The sequence below is a fragment of the Desulfoglaeba alkanexedens ALDC genome, assembly GCF_005377625.1.
GTDB classification, from domain to species: Bacteria; Desulfobacterota; Syntrophobacteria; order Syntrophobacterales; family DSM-9756; genus Desulfoglaeba; species Desulfoglaeba alkanexedens.
In genome coordinates, this window is sequence record NZ_CP040098.1 from 2,983,058 (window position 1) to 3,001,606 (window position 18,549).

Genomic DNA, 18,549 nt, shown 5'->3' on the forward strand with positions numbered 1-18,549 from the left:
CAGAGTAAACGATGAGGGAGATTCATGGTAAAGGAAAAAATACTTGTGGTTGAGGACGATCCGGATATTCTTAACCTTCTCGCCTGGCACCTTAGGGCGGCCGACTTCGAGGTGATCGTCTGTCAGGATGGAGAAGTCGCCGTGGAGGCGGCCCATCGGGAGGTGCCGAGCCTGGTGGTTCTGGATCTGATGCTGCCCGGCCTGGACGGCCTGGAAATCTGCAAGATCCTTAGAAGAAAAGAAAAGACGTCGCGCATCCCCATCTTGATGCTCACCGCCCGGGGGGAGGAAGCGGACCGGGTTCTGGGTCTGGAACTGGGAGCGGATGATTACGTGGTCAAGCCTTTCAGTCCCCGGGAACTGGTGCTTCGGGTACGGGCGATCCTCCGGCGTTCCAGCACGGAAGGTACGGTATCGGTGCTGGAGGCGGAGGGACTCCGAGTCGATGCCGACAGCCACAGGGTGTGGGTGGACGAAGAAGAGGTTCCCATCACGGCGACGGAATTCAAACTGCTGGTGGAATTGATGGGGAGTCGAGGACGGGTGCTCAGCCGCGACCAGCTCCTGGATCGTGTCTGGGGCTACCAGTTTGAGGGGTACGCCCGGACCGTCGATACGCACATCCGAAGGCTGCGGCAGAAACTGGGCCCCTACGCCGACCTGGTTGAAACCATACGAGGGGTGGGCTACCGGTTCCGGGAGTAGCGGATGAGGTCTCTTCGGTACAGAACGCGGCTTTTTCTCGTTTTCTGGATGGTGGTCGCCTTTTCCCTCTGCCTTCCGATCTTCATCTTGAAAGGTCCGCTCGAGAACCTGGTGATCGAGGAAGCGGTCGAAGCGGCCCGCAAGCACCTGGAGTTCGTCTATTGGTCCCTCGAACATCATGAACGGTTCACGCGTGCCGAAGACCTGGAGCGGTGGTGCGAGGATCTGGCGCGGCACCTGGGGTTCCGAGTGACCGTCATCGCCGAAGGGGGCGTGGTCATTGCGGATTCCCACGTTCCGAACGACCGGTTGCCCTTTTTGGACAATCACGCCGCGCGGCCGGAAGTCATGGAGGCCCGCCACGGAGGCGTGGGAATGAGCATTCGTTACAGTGCGACCCTCCAGCAGGAAATGGTTTACGTAGCCAGGCGCATCGAACCGGGAGGTGGTCTTCCTTCGGGGGTTCTTCGCCTGGCGGTGCCGTTTCCCACGGTCAAAGGGTGGCTGGACCGCCTTTATCCCAGACTGTGGGCCGTTCTGGCTTTGACTCTCGGGGTCACGGGAGGCATCAGCTACGTTCTGTCGCGCCGTTTCGAAGAACCGATCCAGAAAATCGTCGAAGCGGCTCAGGCTATCGGTAAAGGGGAGTACCAGCGGCGGATCCACATCGACGCTTCTCCGGAATTCAATCGTCTGGCCAAGGCCATCAACGAGATGGCGAGCCGGATCGGGGATGACGTTCAGCGGCTCACTTTCCAGAAGTCCCAGTTGGAGACCATCCTCGACAGCATGAAGGAGGGCGTGATGGTGCTCGATCGGGACGGACGGATTCGCGTGACCAATCGGTCGCTCATGCTCCTCCAGCGCGATCCCAAACCGCAGGCGGGAAAGCGGCCTCTGGAGGTTTTCCTGAGCCCGGAACTGCAGAAAGCGTGCGACGAGGTCCTGCTTGAAAAAGACCAGGAACGCCTGGAAATCGAGATGGAAGGGAACCGCTTTTACGACATCAACCTGGTGAGGATTCCCGGTCCGGGGACTCCCGGGGGCGCCGTGGTGGTTTTTCACGACATCACCGACATCAAGCGCTTGGAACGGGTTCGAAGGGACTTTGTGGCCAATGTGAGCCACGAGCTCAGGACCCCCCTGACCTCCATCAAGGGTTACGCGGAAACCCTCCTGGAAAGCCCTTGTGCCGAAAGCGAAGAGACGCGTTCCTTCCTGCAGACCATTCTCAAGAACGCCAATCACATGTCCCGGATGGTGAACGACCTGCTGCAGCTGACCCGCCTGGAAGTCCGGGGATTGGACGCGCCCCTGGGCGTGGTGGATGCCGCGAAAGCGCTGGAGAGCGCCTGGGAAACCTGTGCTCTTCTGGCTCAGAAACAGGGGATCGGCCTGCAGTCGGACTTCGCCGGAAAAGAGGTTCCCGTCTATGCGGTTCGGGATTCCCTGGTCCAAGTGTTCCAGAATCTTCTCAACAACGCGATCCGCTACAGTCCTGCGGGGTCTTCCGTCCGGGTGTCCGTACGCGAAGAAGGGGATATGGCGGTGTTCCAGGTCGAAGACGAGGGCCCCGGAATTCCCGTCGAACATCAAAGTCGCATTTTCGAGCGGTTCTACCGCGTGGACAAGCAGCGGGGAGACGGTACGGGAGGCACCGGCCTGGGACTCGCGATCTGCCGCCACATCGTCCGAAACCTGGGAGGTCGGATCTGGGTGGAAAGCCCGCCCCAAGGGAAAGAGCACGGCTCCGCCTTCTGCTTTTCACTCAAGCGTGCGGTCGGCGCGGCTTGACGCCCGCGGAGGAACGGCTTCATCGCCGACACCGCGCCCTCGGGCGAAACAGTCCCGATCTTTCGGATTCAAGACGTGGCAGGGAGCAGGACTGAGACCATGAATCATGAACTCAAGATGGCCGTGCGGAACCTGAATTTCTATTACGGTAAGTTTCACGCGCTCCATGACATCAGCATCGATTTTCACGAAAACCGGGTGACGGCGCTCATCGGCCCTTCGGGATGCGGCAAAAGTACACTGCTCAGATGCCTGAACCGGATGAACGATCTCATTGCGGGAACGCGGGTGGAAGGCGAGGTGATCCTGGACGGCCAGAACATTTACGCACCCGGCATGGACGTGGTGACACTCCGGCGGCGGGTCGGCATGGTATTCCAAAAGCCCAATCCTTTTCCAAAGAGCGTCTTCGAAAACGTCGCCTACGGCTTGCGGGTCAACGGGATCAAGGACAAGGCGTTCATCAGAGAACGCGTGGAAACCAGCCTCCGTCAGGCGGCCTTGTGGGAAGAAGTGAAGGACCGCCTCAAAGATTCGGCGTTGGGCCTTTCCGGCGGGCAGCAGCAACGGTTGTGCATCGCCAGGGCGCTCGCCGTTGAACCCGAAGTGCTCCTCATGGATGAACCAGCCTCGGCGCTGGATCCCATCGCGACCCAGAAAATCGAGGAATTGATCCACGCATTGAAATCGGAATATACAATCATTATCGTGACACACAACATGCAGCAGGCCGCGCGGGTTTCCGACATCACGGCGTTTTTTTACATGGGAAAACTGATCGAGACGGATAAGACGGAGACCTTGTTCACAAGGCCCAAAATCAAGCAAACCGAAGATTACATCACGGGACGGTTCGGTTAGGAGACCGTTTTATGAAAAGCCATTTTCACCAACAGCTGGAAGCCCTGCGCATGATCGTTCTCCAGATGGCGGCGAAGACCGAGCGCGCCATGGAGCGGGCTCTCAAAGCATTGAACGAGCGCGACGAGGTCCTTGCCCAGGAGGTGATCGACGGCGATCAGGAGATCAACGAACTGGAACTGGAAATCGACCGGCTGTCACTGAAACTGCTGGCCCTCGAGCAACCCATGGCCCGCGACCTCCGCTTCATTGTCGGCTCCATCCGCATGAGCATCGATCTGGAGCGGATCGCAGACCAGGCCGTCAATATCGCTCAACGAGCCAAGTTCCTGTGCCAACGGCCGCCGCTGGAGCCGCTGCCGGCTCTGCAGAGGCTTGCCGATACGGCCATGGACATGCTTCGTGTGGCCGTTGCATCCTTTATGAACGGGAATGTGAACCAGGCGCGGGACGTCTGCCAGATGGACGACGATGCCGACGAGATGAACTCGCGGGTTCTTCGAACCATGATCGAATACATGATTGAGGAATCGCGGACGGTGGAGCGGGCCGTCCAGACCATCATCGTGGCCCGCTGCCTGGAACGGGTTGCCGACCAGACGACCAACATCGCGGAAAACGTCATATTCATCGTGGACGGTGTAAATATCAAGCACCATTGTGAGACCTGACGTTGCTGCACCGCACTTGTGGAGGCGGGCGTGACGCGCGCCGGTCTGTGGTGTCGTGCGGTTTTCGCCTAAGTATCGAGAAAAGGGGTTCCGCGAAGGCCTTGCCGAAGTGGTGCGCGACCGCTTTCAGCGCCTTTTTCGGAGCCGCGCGCGATACCAGATGGCGGCCAAGTTCATGCCGAGGACCAGCACGATGAGCAGAAGGGCCGTGCCGTATTGGAGATGGCGTGTGGCTTCGATTTCCGTCCCCGCCGTGGCGAGAACGTAGATGTGGTAAGGGAGGGCCATTACGGGATCGAAGATGGAACCTGGAAGGTGCGGTGTGAAAAAAACGGCGGCGGTGAACATGATGGCGGCCGTTTCGCCGGCGGCCCTGCTGATCCCGAGAATGGCCCCCGTGAGCATGGACGGGAGGGCCGCCGGGAGGACCACGCGGTAAATAGTCTGCCACTGGGTGCTTCCGAGGGCCAGGGACGCTTCGCGGTAGGTGCCGGGGACGGCCCGCAGAGCTTCCTCGGCGGCCCCTATAATAACCGGCAGGGTCAGCGCACCCAGAGTGAAAGCCCCCGAGACGATACTCACCCCGAATTTGAACCAGGTGACGAAAAGAGCCAGCCCGAAAAGCCCGAAAACCACCGAGGGAACCCCGGCCAGATTGTTGATGCCGAACCGGATGAAGCGAAGCATGCGCCCGGCTCGAGCGTACTCGCTCAGGTAGACGGCGGAAGCGACTCCCATCGGAAAGGCCACCAGCAAGGCGCCGAGACTCAATGAAAGTGTCCCGACGATACAGGGAAAGACCCCGCCTTCGGTCATGGAGTTGCGGGGAGCCTGGGTTAGAAAGGTCCAGGAGAAGGCCCGCCAGCCGTTTTTGACCAGGAAGAAAAGGACGATGCCCAGGGCCAGGCCGTTCAGAACCGCGGCCCCCTTGAACACGGCGAAAAAGAACCTCTGGCGGAGTCGCCGGCTCGAAACCCGTGCTGGAGCGGCCCTTCGGCCCGCGGTGGGCGCGGCATTGGGCACGGAATTTCTCTTCGGTGGATCGGAAACGGACCCGTGGTCGTCACCTCGCATGGGATCTGCTCTCATCGATTCCCGGACGGGAATGCAGTCTCTCATAACGCGTCCTAAAGGGTCGCCGCTCCCACCTGCTTGTGCTTGTGAGCCACGGTGTCGGCGATCACGTTGAAAACCATGGTGAAGAGGAAAAGGACCATGCCGATGGCGAACAGCGCGTGGTAATGCTCGCTCCGGAAAGGCGCCTCGGCCATTTCAGCCGCGATACTAGCCGGCATGGGGCGCACTGGGTCGAAGATCGACAGGGGGACCATGGCGGCCCCGCCCGCCACCATCAACACCACCATGGTTTCGCCGATGGCTCGAGACATGCCGAGAATCACCGCGGTGCTGATACCCGAAAGGGAAGCCGGAATGATCACTCGGCCGATGGTTTCCAGGTGAGTGGCTCCCAGCGCCAGGCTGGCTTCCTTCAGTTCCAGCGGTACGCTCCTTATGGCGTCTTCCGAAATGCTGCAGATGGTTGGAACCGACATGAAGGCCAGCATAAGCGAAGCGTTGAAGAGGTTCAGGCCCGTGGCGATGTTGAAGGTTTCCTGGAGAAAGGGCGCCACCACGACCATTCCGAAAAAGCCGATCACCACCGAGGGCAGCGCTGCCAGCAGTTCGATTATGGGTTTCACGGTTTCGCGCACCCGTTCGGAAGCGATTTCCGCGAGATAGAGGGCGGTCATGATGCCCAGAGGAACCGAGATGCAGGCTGAGAGCGCCGTCACCGCCATGGAGGCGATCAGCAGGGGATAGATACCGAAGTCCGGCGGGTCGGCCGTCGGGTACCAGTAGCGGCCGAAGAGGAAGGCTTTCACGGACACGGTCCGGAAGATCGGGGTACCTTCCGCGAAGAGAAAGACCAGGATCGTCCCGAGTATGGCGATGGAGACGAAGGCCACCCCGAAGAAAAAGGCGCGGATCAGTGCTTCCCTGTTCGCTCGCTCGGCGATCATCGTCGTCCCCTGCGGGATGTCTGGTGGTAGTGTCCGGAGCCTGCGTTTTCCAGGCGATGCGGCGGCCCGGGTTTCAGGCGGAACCGGCGGCGCGCGCGATTGTAAAGCCTGCCGGCCTGCTGTCAATGGTCGCTTCGAGCCGCCTTCCCCGGATGAGGGGAGGAAATCGATCCCGCATCAATAAAGAGGGACGAATCCGGCGTCTTTTACGTATTTCTGACCCTTGGCCGGGTGCAGCACGTACTTGATGAATTTCAGAACCGGGCCTTCCGGCCATCCCCGGGTGAACATGAAAAGCGGGCGACTGATGGCAAACGTTCCGTCCAGGGTCGTCTCCACGCCGGCGGCCACCCCGTCCACCGTGAGGGGCTTGAGGCCTTCATTGAGGTAGCCGATGCCCACGTAGCCGATGGCGTTTGCGTTTCTGGACACCGCCTGAGCCACGGCTCCGTTGGACGCCTGAAGGAGCGCCCCGGGGTAGACCCTTGACTTCCTCATCACCTTCTCTTCCCAGACTTCATAGGTGCCCGAAGACGTGTCGCGGGAGATGACCACGACGGGCCTGTCGGGACCTCCCACCTCCTTCCAGTTGCGGATCTTCCCCTCGTAAATGGCCTTCAGTTGATCCAAGGACAGATCGCTTATGGTATTGGATGGATGAACCACCGGAACGATGCAGTCGTAAGCCACGGCGAAGGGAACCGGATAGGCGCCCTTTTGGACCGCCAGGGCCACTTCCTTGTCCTTGATGAACCGGGAACTGTTAGCGATGTCCGTTGTGCCGTCGATAATCGCCTTGATCCCGTTTCCGGATCCGCCACCGGAGATGGAAACGGAGATGCTCGGATATTCTTTCATGAAGGCTTCCGCCACCTTCTGCGCCACGGGAAGTACCGTCGTGGAACCGTTGATGTTGAGGGACTCGGCCCGGGCGGCCGAAGCGATCAGCAAGCCGAGGGCACAGGCTGCTGAAGCCAGGAATCTCATTTTCATCGCTATGTCCTCCCTTTTGGCCTGAGGTCGGCGTCGTGCACCGGTTACTGGAATCCACGCCGCGCGCACGACGGAACCCATTGATGGAAACGCCGGTCCGGCGTAAGAAACCTAATTGGCGAACATTATGCCTCATTTTGAATTGACAGAGAAGCTCTCTTTGGCCTAGTGTTTTACTTTGTGGAACGGCCGATCGGGGTTCTCTTTTCTTTCGTAACGACATCTTGAATTATTCCAGGTTGAGCAGGCGTCCTGCTTGGGGGAGCGGTTCCCCAGCCCTTTCACAAAGGCGCGTTGAAGTCTTGTATGCCATTTCCAGAACCCAGGTTGATTGCCCATCGGAAGTTCAGAAAGAACGTGATTGACTGGAGCGGGGGGTGAGGTATGAAAGGGAGCGAAATCAAAGAACTGGTGGAAGTGATCGCGCGAGCTCTGGCGGAACATCCGGAACAGATTCAGGTTCGAGAAATCAACGGGGCCCAGATTTCGGTCATTGAGCTGAAGGCCGCCAAGGACGACTTGGGAAAAATCATCGGCAAGGAAGGCCGGAACGCCCACGCGCTCCGGACCATCATGAACGCCGCAGCCACCAAGCTGAAGAAGCGTGCGGTGCTGGAGATTCTCGAGTGATGTCGGACGGACGGACGGATGGAGCTCAGGTGATGGACGTCGTCACAGGGAACAAGACGCAGAACGAGAGCGGAGAGCCTTCGTGCTTCGGAGACCCTCGCAAGGTCTGCCCTCGAGACGATGAGGGCGTGATCCAACCTCAGCCCGAGTGCATCGGGTGTGCCTGGGTGAGGTCCTGCCTTCAGGCGGCTCTCAAGAAGGAGGGGGTGCTGGAGGAGCGCCCTCGCGAAAGTCAAAGGGAAACACGAATCGGCCGATTTCTGAAGCGGTGGTCCGAACAGAAACTGGCCCGTTCCGAGAGCCGTTGAATCGGATCGCGGGAACGATTCATGTGCCCGGAACCTGCCAGACCCGGATCGCGCCGTGGCGCAGCTGGTTGCCGAAAAGCCGAGGATGCGACCGTGACTCCCCCCGCCCGGGATACCGAGGTGGGCGGTCCTCGTTTCGCGAATTTTGAATTTCGAGGGATCCATCCTCACCTGCTGTTTGGAACGGCGAGCGACCGCTATGGCGGTTGGCTGGGACAGATCTATACCCGGGCGCGTTATGAGGGCCGTATCTCCCGCCGGTCGGTGAAGCTCGGGTCCCGATCCTTCACCGGGGAATTCCTGCCTGTAGAAAGCGTCGTCGAATATTTCGAACACTTCGAGGTGCTGGAACTGGATTTCACCTTCTACGGCCTGCTCCAAAACCCCGACGGTTCGCCGTCAAGGACTTTCCATGCCCTTTCCGCCTACGCCCGTCACCTGCCGGAGGATGCTCGGGTCCTGCTGAAGGTGCCTCAGGCGGTGTTCGCAAGGAGACTTCGGCGCGGCGGCAAGGTCGTAGAGAACCCGCAGTATCTGGATCCCGTGGTGTTTCGACGCTGGTTTTATGAACCGGCCTGCAAGCTCCTTTCGGAAAAGATCGCGGGGTTCGTTTTTGAACAGGAGTACCAGAAAAGCGGCGATCGGCCTGCGCCGCAGCAGGTGGCGCGGGAGTTCGACGCGTTTTTCGGTTCGGTGCCCGGGGATTCCCGCTACCACGTGGAATTGAGGACGGACGCCTTGCTGCGGCCGCCCGTGTTCGATGTCTTGGAAGCCCGAGGCGTCGGCGTGGTCCTTTCCCATTGGACCTGGCTTCCGCCGCTTTCCGTTCAATATGAAAGGATGGCCGGCCGGCCTTTCAACCGAGGGCGCACGTGTGTGCTGCGCCTCATGACCCCGCGCGGTGTCCGTTATGAAGACGCCTACGCCCGGACTCATCCCTTCGATCGGATCCAGGAGGACATGCTCGACGAAAGGATGCTCGACGACACGGTGGCGATCGCGCGGGACGCCCTCCGCCGGGATATGCGGGTGTTCGTGATCGTAAACAACCGCTCGGGTGGAAACGCGCCGCTTATCGTGCAACGGCTGGCTTTGCGGTTCGTGAGCCGGCATACCAGCAATTCCCGGAGGGGAGGGCCAGGTCCGGGAAACCGGCCGGGCTGATGGTGCTATCCGTTTATCACATCGGCGAAATGAGGGAAATCGAGCCGCCCAGCGACGGTAAAGGCTCCGGCGCGCTGTGCGCCGTGGTCGATATCGATGGCGAAATAGTGCCGGCTTGCTCGGTGCACCTGAACGAAGTGGATCCCAAGGTCCGCAACGCCGAGAGGGATGTGGTCTTTTCCGCTGAATCCCCGCATCGATTACATCTTTGTATCCCCCAGGATAACGGTCGACCAAGCCCGGGTGCTGCCCCATATGCGTCTAGCCAAGGTAGCGGCCACGAGGAGTTCGGCACTGGGAGCGCGGGCGTCTCGCCCGCAGAGGACGCCATGGGCCTAAGAGTTGCGGGCGGGACGCCCGCGCTCCCAGGTTATTGCCCACCTGATTGTGGGGTCATGCGCTCAGTACAGGTCCACAAAATAAAGTGTTCATTGTAAGATGTTAAAATTCTCTGGAAATTCCACCTTGTTCCCAAGCTGGAGCTTGGGAACGAGGGGAAACGGAGCTGATGCGCTTGCTGCTTCAGGGCCATCTGGATCTACCTCAGAGGGTCACCCTGGATGTTCGTTCTAAAAGATCCGCACCCATTCATAATTACCCCATGCATCACCGACATGACTGGGGAATGTAAGTTATATAAACGGCGCCATATTTCTCCATCTATGCCCCTATTTGCCTCCTATATAAATGTCGTGATATTTATCTCGGATAGCTTTCTTGTTGATTTTGCCGACGCTGGTTTTGGGAATGGCATCCACAAACAGGATCTCATCCGGAAGCTGCCATTTGGCGAATTTCTTGCCCAGGTGAGCGAGAATGTCCTCTTTCGATACCTTACCTTTCTGTTCCGGCCTTATCACTACGAGGGCGATCGGCCTTTCCTCCCACTTGGGATGGCTGACGCCGGTCACGGCAGCCTCTAGAACAGCCGGGTGGGAAACGAGTTCGTTTTCCATGTCCACGGAAGAGATCCACTCTCCGCCGCTCTTAATCAGATCTTTTATCCTGTCGGTGATCTTGATGTAGGCTTCCTCATCGATCGTTGCCGCATCCCCGCTCTTCCAGTAACCGTCGGCGGTGAACTGCGTTTCCGTTCCGGGGGCGTTGTAATAGCTGCCCGTGATCCAGGGGCCCCGGAACAGCAGTTCCCCTGAAGATTTTCCATCCCAAGGAAGCTCTTTCCCTTCCGGATCCACAATCTTCACGTCAATCCCCACTGGAGGATAACCCTGCTTGCGCTTGATATCCCATCTCTGTTCTTCCGTGTACATCTCGTTCAACCATGGTTTCAGCCGATTGAGCCCCACGAGGGGCGTGGTTTCCGTCGCCCCGTAAGCGTGAATAATCTCCGCGCCGGTCATGTCATAGAATCCTTTCATGAGCGCGACGGGCGGCTCCGTGGCCCCGGAGGCAAAACGGGCGCCCTTGAAGTTGGGTTTCACGTCCATCTTCCGGATGTATTCGAGCATGGGCATAAAGATGGCTGGAGCACCGGCACCCGCGGTCACATTTTCGTTTACCATGGTCTCCACGATGGGGCCAAGGTCAACCGCCTCGTATCTGCCGGGAAGCAAAAGCTTGGATCCCGCCATCGTAGCCGCCTGGGGCATGCCCCAGCCCATGGCGTGAAACATGGGGACGAGCTCGATTAAGCAATCCCGGTAGGAAAGCTCCATATTCATGACAACGGCCACAGAATGGAGGTAAACATTCCGGTGGGAATAAAAGACCCCCTTGGGGTTTCCTGTCGTCCCGGTGGTATAACAGGCGGCGTAGGCCGATTTCTCATCGAGATTCGGCCATTCAATATCCTCCTTGGCCTCCGCAAGAATTTCCTCGTAACTGAAAACCGGACTCAGCTTCGTCTCGACATCTCCAAGCTCCTTGTCCGTGAGAATCACCCAGCCCTTTACCGTCTTGCACTGAGGAGCAATGGATTCCGCGATGGGAATCAGGGTCTCATCCACAAAGATGAACGATGCTCCCGCGTGATTCACAACGAAACTCAGGTCCGGAGGCGACAACCTCAGATTCATCTGAAGAAGGACTGCGCCGGATCCCGGAATACCGAAGTCCATTTCATAGTATCTGTAAGTATTCCACTCGAGCACCCCGATACGGTCACCTATCTTGACTCCTAGACCGTAGAGAGCGTTGGCAAGCCGCTTGATTCTCGCATAGGCGTCCTTGTAGGTGTACCGGAACAAACCGCCCGGTTTTCTCGAAACAATCTGCTGCTTGCCGAAGTTTCTCACGGCATGCCTGATAATGTTGATCATGTTCAGCTGATAATCATCCTGCGACGTTGACGGAAAACCCTTGATAATCTCCATTCCTCTACCTCTTTTTTGTCGGTTGGATTGCCCGCATTGACCGCTCTGAGGTTCCGGTGTCCGGCAATGAAAAGACGGCGATGCGGATCCCTGGGTGGAACGGCTTCAGCCGCGAAGGATGTGTTTGTAGGATCGGTCTTGGCCGCGATTCGAGCCGCCTGCAAGCCGGCAGGCAGGCAAGCCGGCTCCTTCTGTAGGGAAGGAATAAACCAGCGTTTGAGGTGACTTGTCAAGCGGCACAACATAAATCGGTCCAGCGTCCCCCATGCCCCCTCCTCACGCCGATGCCTCTAACGCCCTCATGAGGGGATGGATTTTTCGAATGTCGCATGTCCGTCCGAAAACGACCATCACATCACCGGCTTTGAGCGCCGTTTCCGGTCCTGGATTGGCGATCCATTCGCCGTTGCGCCGCAAGGCCACAACGGTCACCCCCCAGTTTTTCCGAAGACCTAATGCACCGATGGTTTTTTCGGCTATGGGTGAGCCCGCCATGATGCGAAAAGATCGCACTTCCATGTCCGGTAGATCCCTCAACAGGTCGCACCACTGCATCATGGGCACCTGCGGGCCTTCCACCGAATGGTACCCCTCGGCACGCACGCGGGCGATCATTGCCTCGATATCCTCTCGAGGCACCAGGTACTTGGTGAGCACTCGGGCGAAAATTTCAATGGATGTCTCCAGTTCCTCCGGGATGACCTCATCAGCCCCCAATGCGATCAAATGAGGCGCCTCCGACAAAAACCGTGTGCGGGCGATGAGGTATACCGTGGGGGCGGCGGCGCGCACCGAGACCGTAATCCGCCTGACCATGGAGGGGTCAGCCAGGGAAACGACCACGACCTTGGCGTCCCTGATGGAGACGTGGTCCAAAACGGTCTTTTCGGAAGCATCACCGAAAACGATCGGTTCGCCTCTTTTCCTCTCCTCTCTCACCGTGGTCGGGTTCATCTCCACGACCGCGTAGGGCACACCGGAACTCTTGGCGGCTCGAGCGAGGTTGCGCCCCACGGGGCCGAAACCTATAATAACAACATGATTTTTCAGCGGAGGCTCCCCGTGGTTGGTTTTTGTGAAAGAAGGGGCGGCAAAGCCGCTGAGGATTCTTTGAGGCAGCGGCGCGCGGGATGCGGCTTCGGCGATTCGAGGCGCCATGGCAATGAGAAACGGCGTCATGATCATGCTCAGCGTAGAAAAAGCCAGGAAGAGGGGCACAGAATCCCCGGCCAGTATTTTGTGGTTGATGCAGACCGTGCTCAGTACGAAGGCAAATTCGCCGACTTGGGCAAGGATCAGCCCTACATGCACCGCCGTCCTGAAGGGATACCCGAGGGCCGCAACGACCCCCATGCACACCAGCGCCTTCAGCACCGCGATCCCAACGGTCCAAGCCAAAACCTCGGGAAGGTTCTGCATGACGAAGGACACGTTGAGAGTCATTCCCACGGAAATGAAGAACAAGCTGGTAAAGAGATCTTTGAAAGGCAGCATCTGGGCCAATGTTTGATGGCTGTATTCCGATTCCGAAAGGACCAAACCAGCGAGAAAGGCGCCCAGAGACAAAGACAACCCGGCCGATGACGTGACCCACGCCACACCGAAACAGATGACCACGGCCGTCAGAAGAAACAGCTCCCGACTTCGGGTTGCAGCGACTACGGTGAGGATCCGTGGAAGGAGATAGCGCTGGGTGAGGAAGATCAAGAGGAAAATCCCGGCGGATTTGGCGCCGAGGATGCCCAGGGCTCGATAGAGGCTTTCCGCAGTGCCTCCCAACAGAGGAATAAAGAGCATCATGGGTATGACGGCCACATCCTGGAACAAAAGGATTCCCAGACTGATCTGACCTTGAGGACTTTCCAGCTCCATGCGGTCCTGAAGGGTTTTCAACACGATGGCCGTGCTGCTCAAGGCGATCAAAAGCCCCATGGGCAGAGCGGACTCCGGCGATCCAAGGGCGTATTCGACCAGGGCCCAGACGACGACAATCGTCACCAAGACCTGCAAGCCGCCTCCCCAAAAGACTACGCGCTTGATTCGGATCAGTTCCGAGAGGGAAAACTCCAGGCCGATGGAAAAAAGCAAGAGTACTACGCCGATTTCCGCCAGAAATTCTACGTTTTCCGACGATTCGATCAAGCCGAGGCCGTGCGGCCCCGTCAGGCACCCGGTGAGAAGAAACCCCACGATCGGGGGAATCTTCACACGATCACAAACCAGAATGACTCCAACGGCCGATACGAAAACAATGAGCAAATCCGTCAGCGTGTGCACAGATCCTTCTCTCCCATGCGGCGCACCGGATCCTCGAGAATTCTCAAGGGCTTTTTCGGGATCAATGCGGGCGATGCTTCCATCGGCACGGTCCAGATATCGCCGGGTCAGGTGTTGCCCGTGGTCTTGGAACTCGTACCAGGTTCCATAAAACCTCAAGTCGATACTACGGTCACCCGTTCCTGGGTCTCCGATGGGTTTGTACCAGATTCTTCGTGAATGGGCCTAACGCATTCTCTGGCCTGAGGGTGCAAGGATGGTATAAGGTAAGGGACGGACCTAAGAGGCCAAGGTTTCGGACACAGCATCCTTCAAAGAAGGAACGGAGGGCTTATGGATTGCACGATCGTCATTGCGGGAAGTGCCGGAGAAGGCGTCCAGACCATCGGGGATGTGCTGGCCGATACCCTGGCTGCTCACGGCTATGGAGTCTTCGCCTGGCAGGAATATGAGTCGCGCATTCGAGGTGGGCAGAACTCGTTCACGATTCGCGTGACGGATCCCTTGGTGAGCGCCCCGACCATGGAAGCCGATATTCTACTCTACCTCAACGCGGGAGCCATGGAGAAATACCGAGCGTGGTGCAAACCGGAGGCGATCCTGGTGGGGGAAACGGCCGCCGAAGGCCGTTCCATTGTGGTTCCGTTCAAGGAAATGGCTCGGTCCCAATTGGGACGCCCCCTTTATGCCAACACCCTCGCCATGGGGGCGCTTGCGGCCGTAGCGGGGCTGAACACGGCCGTGCTGGATCGGGTGCTGACCCACGAATTCGCCTCCAAAGGCGAAGACGCCGTCCAGGCCAACCTCAAGGCGGCCGCACTGGGATACGACCATGCAGATCGAGCTTTGGGGGATCAGCGTCCATGGTCTTTCCCTCAAAAAGATCAGGCCTTTTATCTCATTTCCGGAAACGAATCCCTGGCCGTGGGAGCCTTCCACGCCGGGTGCCGCTTCATGGCCGCTTATCCCATGACGCCGTCCACAGGCATCATCCGTTTCTTAGCTCAACATTGGGACAAGACGGGGATCTTTTGCGAACAAGCCGAAGATGAAATTGCGGCCATCAACATGGCCTTGGGCGCCTCATTCGCCGGAGTCCGCTCCATGACCGCTACTTCCGGAGGCGGCTTCGCTCTCATGGTGGAAGCCGTGAGCCTTTCCGGCATGACGGAAGTCCCCGTGGTCATCGTGCTGGCGCAAAGGCCGGGACCTGCCACAGGGCTCCCCACGCGAACGGCGCAAGGGGATCTCCTCTTCGCCGTCCACGCCGGACACGGAGAATTCCCCAAGGCCGTGCTGGCCCCGTCCGACCCCCGGGAGGCGGTGCACGTCATGGGCCGGGCCTTCGACCTTGCGGATCGTTTCCAAATCCCGGTGATCGTGCTGAGCGACCAGCTCCTGGCGGATGCCCGATTCAGCGTCGACGACTTTCGGCTGGAAGACATCGTCCGTCGGTGCCACCTCGCCGACCCTAAAGACGTCACGCATTACCAACGCTATGCCCTCACCGATACGGGCGTCTCCCCTCGACTCTACCCCGGCCAAGGGCCTCATTTGGTCACGGCGGACAGCGACGAACATGACGAATGGGGCCACATCACTGAAGACCTGACCCGCACGGCCCCGTCCATGCTTGCCAAAAGGCTCAAGAAGGGCACGGGTCTTCAACAAGCCATGAAGGCCCCTGAGGCTTATGGACTGGAAGACGCGGAAGAAATTTTCTGTACGTGGGGATCCGCGCGAGGCGCGGCGTTGGAGGCCGTCGAAGCCCTGCGACGCAGTGGTGTCCGCGTGGGGCTGCTTCACTGGACGGATCTGTGGCCCCCACCCGCAACGCCCCTTCCCGAAAAGGGACGGCTTTGGACGGTGGAAAACAACGCCGGCGGCCAATGGGCCGCCCTCATGGCCTTGGCATACGGCCGGAAAGTGGAGAAACGCATCCTGCGAAGCGACGGGCTGCCGCTTACGGCCGCCTTCATCCGGAGGGCCTATCATGAACTCGCCTGATATTTTCAAAAACGATGTGCCCGTGCAATGGTGCCCCGGATGCCCCAACTTCGGCATCCTTTCGGCCTTAAAAAAGACCTTGGCGGACCTTGGCTGTAATCCCCAGGATGTGTGCCTCGTATCCGGGATCGGCCAAGCGGCCAAATTGCCCCATTATCTGCAATGTCACTTTTTCAATGGACTGCACGGTCGAGCCCTCCCCGTCGCCGCGGGCATCCAGGCCGCCAATCCACAACTCATTACGGTCGTGACCACCGGCGAAGGAGACTGCTACGGGGAAGGCGGGAATCACTTGCTCCACGCCTTCCGAAGAAATCCCAACATCACGGTGCTCGTCCATAACAACGAATTCTATGCTTTGACCAAGGCCCAAGGATCCCCCACAACACCCATGGGCGAAATAAGAAGCCTTCATCCGGAGGGGGTGGAAGCGGCGCCGCTCAATATGCTCGCCGTGGCCGTGGCCCATCGGTGCCCGTACGTGGCACGGGGGTTCGCCCTGGATCCGGAAGCGCTGAGCGCGCTCCTGACGGAGGCCGTCCGCCGGCCGGGCTTGGCCCTTGTCGAAGTCATCCAGCCCTGCATCACCTGGGGTCGCCATCCGGTGGCCTGGTACCGGGAACGCGTGCGGCCCGTCCCCGAAGCCCATGACCCGAAAGATCAGGCGGCGGCCCTTTCCCTGCTCCTCCAAGAAGAAAACCGCTATATGACGGGCTGCTTCTTTCAAGACGACACCCGACCCGTTTTTGGGGCTCGGTTCCGACAGCGCCACGGCGATCTGCCCCTCGCCGGGTCGGGTTTTCCCCCGGCGGAACGGACCCTGGATCTTCTCGCCGGCTTTGCCGCTCACCACGGTGCATGACGGCAACCGTGAGGTAAGAGGCTGTCTGATGCCCTGTAGGAGCCGGCTTGCCGGCGATCAGGGTGAACGGGGCATTGCCGGTTTCCACCTTGTTCCCAAGCTCCAGCTTGGGAACACAACTGTGCAGAAGCTCCAGCTTCGATTTGAGGCCGTTCCCAAGCCGGCGATCAGGGTCAACGGGGTGTTGCCGGTTTTACGGGTCGCGGGCAAGCCCGCTCCTACCGATAACGGAACACCGGGCCGGTGGGGCGGGGGAATGTGGGCGGGTAAGGGGATCCGGCGGTGGGCGGACGAAGGCGGGAGGGCAGGGCGGGGCGCTTCAGCCGCTCAGTTCCAGGATCGTTTTCAGGCGCCGGGGATCGAGCCGGTACGGACTGCCGGCGCCCTGGTAGAAGCCGTGGGCTTCGATCATGTGGATCCCCAGATCGCTCCAGGCGAGGGTTTCACCGGTATCCAGCCGTTCCAGGGTGACGTGGGTCTTGGGGTAAAGGCCCGGGTGTCCCCACGGGCACGGGATTTTGCCCCGAGCCGCCTCGATACGCACCCGGAACCGGCCTTCCACGTCGACGGTCTGCCCGTAGGCCTTCTTGGCGGCTTCCGTCAGTTCCTTCAGCCGCTGGGCTATGGCTTCGTGGGTCAGCCCCAGTTCCTTTACGGCCAGGTGATCCGCGTTCAGGATTTGGACGAGCGGGCGCGGGTCGCCGCGCAGAAACCCATGCGGGTGGTCGGCGTGCGGGCGCATGCGCTTTTCCGCCTCGTCCAGTTCCGGGGTCTGATACACGGGAAAGCGGGCCATGGGTTCCTCCCCTTCGGCCGGATCAACCGAATTTGTCGTAGTAGATGCGTTCTTCGGGGATGCCCTTGGACGTGAAGAGCTTCACCGCCGCGTCGATCATGAACGGGTTGCCGCACAGGTAGGCTTCCATTTCCGAAAGGTCATTAAACCGCCGTTCCACCGCGTCGGTGACGAGGCCGGTCTCACCATCCCACTGGTCTTCGGGGTCGGGGCTGGAAAGGACCAGGACGTAGTCGAAATCGGGGAGCTTTTGCCTGAAGGCTTCCAGTTCGTCCCTGTAGAAGAGGTCCTTCTTGGCACGGACGCCGAAAAAGAGCGTGGCCTTTCGTTGGATTCCTTCGTCGGCCATCTGGTGCAGGAGAGACATGAGGGGCGCCAGTCCGGAGCCGGTCGCGATCATGAGGATTTCGCGGTCGGTGTCCCTGAGGTAAAATTCTCCGTAAGGACCGTTGATGGTTACCGGGTCGCCTTCCTTGAGGTAGTCGTGGATGTAGGTGGTGGCGATGCCCTTTTCGACGCGGGTGATGACGAGCTTTACTTCAGTGGGGCGGCTCGCCGCCGAACACATGGAATAGGCCCGGTAGACCGGTTCGGGCGATTCCGCATATTCTGGCACTTCCAACTGGATGAACTGACCCGGTTTGAAGGTGATTTCGGGCGGATCCACCAGTTTCAGCGTGATTTCCTTGATGTTGTGGGTGAGCTCCCGGATGGCGGCGACCCGGGTCTGGTATTCCTTGATGAGGAACAGCTCCTCGGGGATTTCGATCACCAGGTCGTTTCGCACCTTGATCTGGCACGACAGGCGGACCTTGTTTTCGATTTCCTGCGGTTCCATGTACGGGGTTTCGGTGGGAAGAATGGGACCGCCGCCTTCAAGGACCTTCACCTTGCACAAGCCGCAGCTCCCGCGGCCGCCGCAGGCCGAGGGGACGAAAATGCCGTTGTCCATGAGGGTTCCCAGGAGTTTCCCGCCGCCCTGGACGGTGAGCACCTTTTCGCCTCCGTTGATGGAAATGTGGCATTCGCCGTAGTCGGCGAAATAGGAATCGGCCCATTCCAGCAAAAGGGCCAAAAAGGCGGTGAGTCCGCTCAGGGAAACCACTCCGATGGCCATTTCCAGCATG

Annotated in this window: 17 protein-coding genes; 9 read left to right on the plus strand and 8 right to left on the minus strand. The window is 59.4% G+C overall.

From position 1 onward, the window contains the following. Positions 1-24: 24 nt before the first annotated feature. From FDQ92_RS13450 to phoU, 4 genes are all read left to right on the plus strand, one after another. Positions 25-705 (plus strand): response regulator, encoded by a 681-nt coding sequence (locus tag FDQ92_RS13450; RefSeq protein ID WP_137425368.1) that lies wholly within the window; start codon positions 25-27, stop codon positions 703-705. Between the two features lie 3 nt (positions 706-708). Beyond that, positions 709-2,499 (plus strand): ATP-binding protein, encoded by a 1,791-nt coding sequence (locus tag FDQ92_RS13455; protein ID WP_137425369.1) that lies wholly within the window; start codon positions 709-711, stop codon positions 2,497-2,499. A 99-nt stretch (positions 2,500-2,598) separates the two neighbouring features. Continuing rightward, positions 2,599-3,360 carry a phosphate ABC transporter ATP-binding protein PstB gene (gene pstB, locus FDQ92_RS13460; RefSeq protein ID WP_137425370.1) on the plus strand — a complete coding sequence of 254 codons (762 nt, stop codon included), beginning with the start codon at positions 2,599-2,601 and terminating at the stop codon, positions 3,358-3,360. 11 nt (positions 3,361-3,371) lie between these two features. Beyond that, positions 3,372-4,031, plus strand: a complete 660-nt coding sequence (phoU, locus tag FDQ92_RS13465) for a phosphate signaling complex protein PhoU (RefSeq protein WP_137425371.1) — start codon at positions 3,372-3,374, stop codon at positions 4,029-4,031. A 126-nt stretch (positions 4,032-4,157) separates the two neighbouring features. On the opposite strand, the gene pstA is transcribed toward phoU, so the two are convergent. The 3 genes from pstA to FDQ92_RS13480 form a co-directional block, all read right to left on the minus strand. Further along, a complete protein-coding gene (gene pstA / locus FDQ92_RS13470) occupies positions 4,158-5,150 on the minus strand; it encodes a phosphate ABC transporter permease PstA (protein WP_246041733.1) in 993 nt (330 codons plus the stop codon). 8 nt (positions 5,151-5,158) lie between these two features. Then, positions 5,159-6,052: a phosphate ABC transporter permease subunit PstC gene (gene pstC, locus FDQ92_RS13475; RefSeq protein WP_137425372.1), complete on the minus strand. Its 894-nt coding sequence runs from the start codon at positions 6,050-6,052 to the stop codon at positions 5,159-5,161. Positions 6,053-6,229: 177 nt separating this feature from the next. After that, entirely contained in the window at positions 6,230-7,045 is an 816-nt protein-coding gene (locus FDQ92_RS13480) for a phosphate ABC transporter substrate-binding protein (RefSeq protein ID WP_137425373.1), read from the minus strand. 384 nt (positions 7,046-7,429) lie between these two features. Here FDQ92_RS13480 and FDQ92_RS13485 point away from each other — a divergent pair, with 384 nt between their 5' ends. From FDQ92_RS13485 to FDQ92_RS13495, 3 genes are all read left to right on the plus strand, one after another. Then, a complete protein-coding gene (locus FDQ92_RS13485) occupies positions 7,430-7,675 on the plus strand; it encodes a KH domain-containing protein (protein ID WP_137425374.1) in 246 nt (81 codons plus the stop codon). A gap of 32 nt (positions 7,676-7,707) precedes the next feature. Then, positions 7,708-7,983, plus strand: a complete 276-nt coding sequence (locus FDQ92_RS13490) for a hypothetical protein (RefSeq protein WP_137425375.1) — start codon at positions 7,708-7,710, stop codon at positions 7,981-7,983. A 93-nt stretch (positions 7,984-8,076) separates the two neighbouring features. Further along, positions 8,077-9,147, plus strand: coding sequence for a DUF72 domain-containing protein (locus tag FDQ92_RS13495; RefSeq protein ID WP_246041735.1), 1,071 nt, complete (start codon positions 8,077-8,079; stop codon positions 9,145-9,147). A 5-nt stretch (positions 9,148-9,152) separates the two neighbouring features. Here FDQ92_RS13495 and FDQ92_RS13500 read toward each other — a convergent pair whose 3' ends face one another. The 3 genes from FDQ92_RS13500 to FDQ92_RS13510 form a co-directional block, all read right to left on the minus strand. Then, entirely contained in the window at positions 9,153-9,344 is a 192-nt protein-coding gene (locus tag FDQ92_RS13500; protein ID WP_137425377.1) for a hypothetical protein, read from the minus strand. 471 nt (positions 9,345-9,815) lie between these two features. After that, a complete protein-coding gene (locus FDQ92_RS13505) occupies positions 9,816-11,480 on the minus strand; it encodes a long-chain-fatty-acid--CoA ligase (RefSeq protein ID WP_137425378.1) in 1,665 nt (554 codons plus the stop codon). Between the two features lie 276 nt (positions 11,481-11,756). Then, the gene (locus tag FDQ92_RS13510) at positions 11,757-13,757 is read right to left on the minus strand and encodes a monovalent cation:proton antiporter family protein (protein ID WP_137425379.1); all 2,001 of its coding nucleotides are present in this window, start codon (positions 13,755-13,757) and stop codon (positions 11,757-11,759) included. A 333-nt stretch (positions 13,758-14,090) separates the two neighbouring features. On the opposite strand from FDQ92_RS13510, the gene FDQ92_RS13515 reads away from it, so the two are divergent. Together FDQ92_RS13515 and FDQ92_RS13520 are read left to right on the plus strand one after the other, a co-directional pair. Next, positions 14,091-15,764 carry a 2-oxoacid:acceptor oxidoreductase subunit alpha gene (locus FDQ92_RS13515; protein ID WP_137425380.1) on the plus strand — a complete coding sequence of 558 codons (1,674 nt, stop codon included), beginning with the start codon at positions 14,091-14,093 and terminating at the stop codon, positions 15,762-15,764. Continuing rightward, the gene (locus tag FDQ92_RS13520; RefSeq protein ID WP_137425381.1) at positions 15,751-16,626 is read left to right on the plus strand and encodes a thiamine pyrophosphate-dependent enzyme; all 876 of its coding nucleotides are present in this window, start codon (positions 15,751-15,753) and stop codon (positions 16,624-16,626) included. The genes FDQ92_RS13515 and FDQ92_RS13520 overlap by 14 nt, the downstream gene beginning before the upstream one ends. A gap of 319 nt (positions 16,627-16,945) precedes the next feature. Here FDQ92_RS13520 and FDQ92_RS13525 read toward each other — a convergent pair whose 3' ends face one another. After that, positions 16,946-17,422, minus strand: a complete 477-nt coding sequence (locus tag FDQ92_RS13525) for a hypothetical protein (RefSeq protein ID WP_137425382.1) — start codon at positions 17,420-17,422, stop codon at positions 16,946-16,948. A gap of 22 nt (positions 17,423-17,444) precedes the next feature. Beyond that, positions 17,445-18,548, minus strand: a complete 1,104-nt coding sequence (locus FDQ92_RS13530) for an NADH:ubiquinone reductase (Na(+)-transporting) subunit F (RefSeq protein ID WP_137425383.1) — start codon at positions 18,546-18,548, stop codon at positions 17,445-17,447. Position 18,549 lies beyond the last annotated feature (1 nt).

Coding starts and splice junctions, on each gene's coding strand:
- FDQ92_RS13450 (WP_137425368.1), top strand. CDS start 25: ATGGTAAAGGAAAAAATACTTGTGGTTGAGGACGATCCGGATATTCTT.
- FDQ92_RS13455 (WP_137425369.1), top strand. CDS start 709: ATGAGGTCTCTTCGGTACAGAACGCGGCTTTTTCTCGTTTTCTGGATG.
- pstB (WP_137425370.1), top strand. CDS start 2,599: ATGAATCATGAACTCAAGATGGCCGTGCGGAACCTGAATTTCTATTAC.
- phoU (WP_137425371.1), top strand. CDS start 3,372: ATGAAAAGCCATTTTCACCAACAGCTGGAAGCCCTGCGCATGATCGTT.
- pstA (WP_246041733.1), bottom strand. CDS start 5,150: ATGAGAGACTGCATTCCCGTCCGGGAATCGATGAGAGCAGATCCCATG.
- pstC (WP_137425372.1), bottom strand. CDS start 6,052: ATGATCGCCGAGCGAGCGAACAGGGAAGCACTGATCCGCGCCTTTTTC.
- FDQ92_RS13480 (WP_137425373.1), bottom strand. CDS start 7,045: ATGAAAATGAGATTCCTGGCTTCAGCAGCCTGTGCCCTCGGCTTGCTG.
- FDQ92_RS13485 (WP_137425374.1), top strand. CDS start 7,430: ATGAAAGGGAGCGAAATCAAAGAACTGGTGGAAGTGATCGCGCGAGCT.
- FDQ92_RS13490 (WP_137425375.1), top strand. CDS start 7,708: ATGGACGTCGTCACAGGGAACAAGACGCAGAACGAGAGCGGAGAGCCT.
- FDQ92_RS13500 (WP_137425377.1), bottom strand. CDS start 9,344: ATGCGGGGATTCAGCGGAAAAGACCACATCCCTCTCGGCGTTGCGGAC.
- FDQ92_RS13505 (WP_137425378.1), bottom strand. CDS start 11,480: ATGGAGATTATCAAGGGTTTTCCGTCAACGTCGCAGGATGATTATCAG.
- FDQ92_RS13515 (WP_137425380.1), top strand. CDS start 14,091: ATGGATTGCACGATCGTCATTGCGGGAAGTGCCGGAGAAGGCGTCCAG.
- FDQ92_RS13520 (WP_137425381.1), top strand. CDS start 15,751: ATGAACTCGCCTGATATTTTCAAAAACGATGTGCCCGTGCAATGGTGC.
- FDQ92_RS13525 (WP_137425382.1), bottom strand. CDS start 17,422: ATGGCCCGCTTTCCCGTGTATCAGACCCCGGAACTGGACGAGGCGGAA.
- FDQ92_RS13530 (WP_137425383.1), bottom strand. CDS start 18,548: ATGCTGGAAATGGCCATCGGAGTGGTTTCCCTGAGCGGACTCACCGCC.